Source organism: Nocardia amamiensis (assembly GCF_015477605.1).
Classification (GTDB): Bacteria; Actinomycetota; Actinomycetes; order Mycobacteriales; family Mycobacteriaceae; genus Nocardia; species Nocardia amamiensis_A.
Map to the genome: position 1 here is coordinate 1 of NZ_JADLQX010000081.1, position 6094 is coordinate 6094.

The 6094-nt window shown below is 61.5% G+C and carries 3 protein-coding genes; 2 read left to right on the plus strand and 1 reads right to left on the minus strand.

Going from position 1 to position 6094, the window contains the following annotated elements; translation table 11 throughout:
- Positions 1–124 precede the first annotated feature (124 nt).
- Both IU459_RS36285 and IU459_RS36290 read left to right on the plus strand, forming a co-directional pair.
- On the plus strand, positions 125–940 hold the full coding sequence (locus IU459_RS36285) for a cytochrome P450 (protein ID WP_324199163.1): 816 nt from the start codon (positions 125–127) through the stop codon (positions 938–940).
- A 952-nt stretch (positions 941–1892) separates the two neighbouring features.
- On the plus strand, positions 1893–2930 hold the full coding sequence (locus tag IU459_RS36290) for a LacI family DNA-binding transcriptional regulator (RefSeq protein WP_195134115.1): 1038 nt from the start codon (positions 1893–1895) through the stop codon (positions 2928–2930).
- 491 nt (positions 2931–3421) lie between these two features.
- On the opposite strand, the gene IU459_RS36295 is transcribed toward IU459_RS36290, so the two are convergent.
- Entirely contained in the window at positions 3422–4672 is a 1251-nt protein-coding gene (locus tag IU459_RS36295; protein ID WP_195134116.1) for a cytochrome P450, read from the minus strand.
- Between the last annotated feature and the right edge of the window lie 1422 nt (positions 4673–6094).

The following is a 6094-nucleotide window of genomic DNA, read 5'->3' on the forward strand; positions in this document are numbered from 1 at the left end:
CCCGCCCAGATGGAGACCGCCGTGCGCTCGTTCTTCCACCGCGTCCAGAAGCTCCCCGGCCGCGCCCGCAGCTACTTCCAGGCCCCACACACCACTTACGCTTCAACCTTTTAGTTTCGGATCAATAGCTGCCTTCATGCAATTTCCACTACTGCCTCTTTCGGTGCCGACCCCGGGGCATAGACGCCTTCACGACGCCCTGCGGGTGCTGGACGAGATCACCCACGACATCATCCGTCGGCATCGCCAAGATGCGCACGAACGCGGAACCCTGCTGTCGATAATGATGGGTGCCCGCGACAGCGAGACGGGTGCGGGCATGGACGACAAGCAGCTACGGGACGAGGTGTTCACGATGCTGTTCGCTGGTCACGAGACGAGCGCAGCCACGCTCAGCTGGGCATGGTATCTGATCGGTCGCCATCCTGATGTCGAGCGAAGGCTATACGAGGAGATCGAACGAGTCCTGGGCGATCGCCGACCCACCATGGAAGACTTACCGCATCTCGTGTTCACCCGCCGAGTCATCGAGGAAACGCTTCGGTTATATCCACCGGGATGGCAGGCATGCCGCCAAGCCACAGAGGACGACGAGATCGGCGGCTACAGAATTCCCGCGGGGACGACAGTTTTCTGGAGCACCTACTTCGTACACCGTCATCGTGATTTCTGGGAAGACCCAGAAAGATTCGATCCGGACCGCTTCTCGGACGATACCGGCATGAAATTTGATAGACCAGGATATTTTCTATTCGGTGCTGGCGCCCGGCTCTGCATCGGCAACAACTTCGCCATGGCAGAGATGCAGTTCGTGATCGCCATGCTCTTACAGCGCTACCGCTTCGTGGGCACGTCCCAGGCCGTGATCGAGCCCAAACCCCTGGTTACCCTCGGCGCCTCCCGGCCGCTCATCGTCCGAATAGTTCCGCGATCTCGGTAGAAGATCCCGAGGGCGTCTTGGGCTTGCCGAGTAGTGAATATGAAGGCCACGAATTAGACCGGCATCGCTGGGCGGGTGGACTATTCTCCGCTGATTTGACGATCACAAGACTTTCATTCCATACCAAATCGAATCTTTCGTCAAACGCCTGCCGAGCGCAGTTTCGTCACTGTCGCCTGTCAGATTCGCAAGCTCATTCGGCGATGGGTAACCCGCGACGGGGCCGTCCGAGCTATTCAGAATCACGTCGAGTTGCTCACGGGCAGCATTCGAACAGCACGAATATATTGAATCGATTCTGCCGCGAATGGAGTTGATCGATGCGGAAAGAAAAGGCTGATCGGGAATGAAGTCAAAACCCGCTAGAGCCCCGACGACGCCCCCTTCCCTCGCTGTGCGTACTTCGATTCGATCTACACCGGATTGGCGGTAGTGTCTATCCATAGCGCGTGGAACGCCGATCCCAAAACCCTTCATCCAGGCCTGCACGTCCGCCTTCAACTCGGTGAATCCGACCGTGCGTATCCCTGTAGAATCCAATCCGGCGTCAGCCGGGATGGGCGAGGGTGGTCGATTGCATAACTTGTACTGAAAAATTTGAGGCACCGAGGCTGCTGCGACATGACGTCGGGACGTCAACGCACTTCATGCGAAGATAGTTCACATTCCGGGCTGCCCCGGGTGACGCCCATCGAAATCACCGGTATCGGCACCGTCCCGCGCTACCTACCGGGACTGGTGACGGTGTCGGAGAGCGCGCCGCCGAAACCACAAACACTGCTCGCATGATGTCGGCTAGGTGGCTCAATGATGACGGAGAGCGGGCGAGCGCTGATCGACACCGGGAACGGGCAACATAGGAAAGTGAGGAAAGTTGTTCCGGAGCAACTCCTGCGGATACGATCCAGTGAGACCTGCAAGATCGAATCTGGCTAACTGGTTGGGAGAAGCGATGCGTCGGCCGGTGCGGCCCACAGCGGCGCGGCCGACGATGAAGGCCATCGCTGACCAGGTGGGGGTGAGCATCAAGAGTGTGTCCCGGGTCCTGAACGGTGAGGGCGGCGCGTCCCCGGAGACGGCCAGCCGGATCCTCACTGTCGCCGAGGAACTGGGATTCCGCCGCAACGAACTTGCCCGTGGCCTGCGCCAAGGCAGCCGGACCGACACGATCGGTCTGGTCCTGAAGGAATCTTCTACCCGGTTCTTCGACAGTCTGATACGGGGCATCGAGCAGGTGGCCGAGCAACACGAGCTGTTGGTGGTCACCGCTACCTCGCGTTCCCCCGACCGGGAAATGGCAACGTCGTTAGCGCTGTCGTCCAGGCGCGTGGACGGCCTGCTGATCGTCCCTGTCAGCTTCGATCAGTCCTATCTCCGGCCTGAACAGGCTGCTGGACTGCCCCTGGTATTCATCGACCGGCCTCCTGCCGGGGTCGCTGCGGATGCGGTCCTCTGCGACGGCTTCGGAGGGGCCTACGCCGCAGTGACCCATCTACTGGGTAACGGGCACCGCCGCATCGGCGTCGTCGGAGAATCCGCATCGCTGTATACCGTCTCCGAACGTCTGCGCGGCTATCATGCCGCTTTGCTGACACACCAATTGCAAGCAGACCAAAGGCTCATTCGCCTCGACGTGGAGGGAGCAGACGCAGCCAAGGCCGCCACCGACGAGTTACTCGACTTGCCGCAGCCGCCAACAGCCGTCTTCACACTGGACAACCGGTGCACTCTCGGCGCCATCCGTTCCCTCCGCGAACGCGGTCTCAGCAATGACCGAGCGCTTGTAGGCTTTGACGACTTCGAAACCGCGGATTTATTGGACCCGTCCATAACCGTCGTTACCCAGGACATCACCGCGATGGGCAGAATGGCAACAGAGCGGCTCCTGGCACGCATCAATGGTGACGACTCCGGCCCACAGGTGCTAACCCTGCCTACTAGCGTCATCCACCGGGGCTCTGGGGAAATTACTCCAGCAGATAACTTGTGACCACGGATATGTGGCTGTAGCTGGGGCGGCGGCGAAGCCCGCTTGGGTTGGGTGTGCTGGTTGCGCCAGCGGATGTCACGCGGAAATGGCGTCGTCCTGCTCGGCGTGGTTGCGGTGGCCGGTGCCGTTTCCGACCCGGCCGCCACCGCCGCAACGACTGAAGACAAGGCCTCAGACTCCCGCCACCGCATGCGATCTCGGATGCAGTGAAAAGGCTGGGCCGGTAGCCAGGTGGTGGGCACCGTACAAGTGCCGCAGCATCTGGGTGCGGCGGCAGGGCGCGCACCGCCGCCAGCTTGTCCACCCGCCGCAACAGCGTCTCCAAACTGACATTGTGCTCGGATCCGACTTCCGCTCCGCCAAGGGATTCCAGCCGCTGCCGATGCCGCAGCACCGACCACGACCAGATTATTCAACCGGTCGATGGACGCCTCACCGAGACGGAGACCGCACGCTCGCGGAACTGCTTTCGTACTCGACTGGGCCGCGGTTCAGTTCACTGGCGGGGATATGGGGAAGACGACGGGCAGGAATACCGAGGCACGGTGGAATGGTCCGGGTCGCCACAGCAGGTCCCGGGCCGCGACGGCAAGGCGCATTTCTGGGAGTGCGTCAAGCAGTTGGTCGATGGCGTCTTGTGCAATCAGGTACGACACCGATCTGGCGGGGCAGGCATGCGGCCCCGTACCCCACGCGAGATGGGCTCGGTTGCCAGTGTATTCACCCGTATTGATCGCTGGGTCGTTGTTGCAGCCCGTCATGCTGATCACGACCGGTTGGTGCGCGGGCAACCACACCCCGTCGATGAGGATCGGCTGCTTCGGATAGCTGACGCAATAGTTGGCCATCGGCGGGTCGTTGAACAAGACCTCGTCGAGGGCGTCGCGCGTCGAAAGGCTCCCGCCGAGAAAGTTTCCCGCGAACCGGTCGTCGGTGAGCATCAGCCGCAGGGTGTTGACGATCAGGTTCTGCTGCGGCTCGATGCCCGCGCCGTACAAGGTGACCAGCTGGTGGATCATCTCCACGTCGTCCAGGTTCGCGGGGTGCCGCAGCAACCGGGAAGTGACGTCGTCGCCCGGTTCCTTCCGCTTCATCTGCACCAGCTCGAACAGCGCGTCGGTGAGCATGGCGTTGCCCTTGTCCGCGTTGACGCCTTCGAAGATGGCGGCCATGCCGGTCGCGACCTGCTGCCCGATATCCGGCGGGCAGCCGACCATGGAGTTGAGCACCGCGAACGTGAGCGGGAAAGCGTACTGGCTGATCAGATCCGCGGCGCCGTCCTGGCAGAAGGCGTTGATCAGCGGGATGGCGATCCGCTCGACGGTGCTGTGCAGGGCGTGCAGATCGATCTCCGCGATGCTCGCCACGTTCGCCTGCCGATAGCGCAGGTGTTCCAGGCCCGCGCTGCGCAACGCATTCGGCCGCCACTCCAGCATCGGCAGGATCGGGCACTCGCCGGGAATGCCCTTCTGCCAAGTGCGCGGGTCGGCCGGAAAATGCTCGGGATCATTGAGAATGCGCAGTGCGGTGTGGTAGCCGATCACCAAGGTGGCGGGCACACCGGGCGACAGCTCTACCGGAACGAGCGGACCGTACTTGCGGCGCATGTCGCGGTAGGCCCGATGGGGATCGGCGGCGTATTCCTCCGAATACAGCGCGTAGCGGGGCCCGTCGGTGTCGATCGGCGAACCGTGCTGGACAGGGCAACCGCTCGGGGAGGCGGACGGCGGGAAGGATGGCATGGTCAAAAGACGAGACTCCAGAATTAGAATGGCGAATTCAGCGAGCATGGGTCAAACGGCGCAACACGCGCCTCGTCCCGCGCGTCGAGTGACGTGGAGGCTGTCCGGCTGAGGGCCGCGCGTACCTGGGCCGATGCGACCTCCTCAACACGTTGTCGAACAATCACCCACGGTTGCGCCCGGTTCCTATGAATTATCGATAGCGATAGATGGAAGTGTCGCAGCTGCCGCTGCGTTTGCCCGTAGTTCCTGAAGGGAGTCGTTCGATCGTCTCGGACATGGAGTGGCATCTGCCAGTATGGTCGCAAGTTCTGGATAGGAAAAATCGGGCCAACCCAAAATTGTATTTTCCACGTCACTCTCCATTCCGCAGACAAGGTGCAATCGGCATTGGCGGCTCCAGTCTTCTGGCGAATCTGGGACCACGCCGAAATAGCTCAGCGCTCGGGGTATATCAGGATGGACTACCGAATAGTCGGTTGCCCCGATTTCAGATCGACGTAGCGCAGCCAGCCTCCTTCCTAGTAGTGCTCGCCACCCCGACTTAATGCATTCGTGTCCCTGCTTCGAAGCAGTAGGTATTGCTCTCGATGTCATCGTTTCAAGTGCTGAATCTTTGGGACATGGGGGAAATGCCTACGATGTAGCTTGCTGTTCGCTCGGCCTGGAGCGCGGACGAAGTCCCCCCAACATCGATGCAGGGCCGGCTCTTCGGGAACCCGACGAGGGGGGAGTCCAATCCTGCGTCCCATCATGCATCTTGATCCTTGTTGGTACAGGGTGGTTTGGTTGGGGGTTCTGTCGAAGGTGCTACGCATCCGTCGCTGGGATGAGTTGAAGCAAAGCGGGATTTGCAACCGAGCCAGGGCTGGCATAGATCCAAGGACCGGATTCGCATGGCGCGCGAATGACTACTGCCAGCGGGTTTCGACGAGGTGTTCGCTCGGATGGCGTGGGTGTTCGGCGGGGTCGAGCAGCGCCAATGGGGCGGCGTCTCTCGCGGCGTTGGTGGCGCTGGTGGAGCGGAAGAACTCCTGGCAACAGGCGGAAGCGGCCGGGTGGGGTGTCGACGGGCTGCATGATCGTATGCGAGCGTGTGCCCGAGCCGCTGGGCTGCCCGGACGGTAGAGAAGACCGGACGGTAGGGAAGACCGGACGGTAGGGAAGACCGGCATAGGAACATGCCCGCCGACAGTTCCACACACGGTCCGTGGTGCCGAGTACTGGGCGCTGCACCCGCCGATTTCACGCCCTTCTTGACAAAACCAGTCTGGGGCGATGACCGGGATTAGCCTCAATACCAGTGACTTAAGGTTGGTCGGTTCTGGGTGTTGCGTTGGCCAGCGATGTGGTTGATGCGGTACGCCAGTGTGGGGCGATGGTGACTGCGTCGATCGGATTGGGTTGTCGTGGAACGGGTTT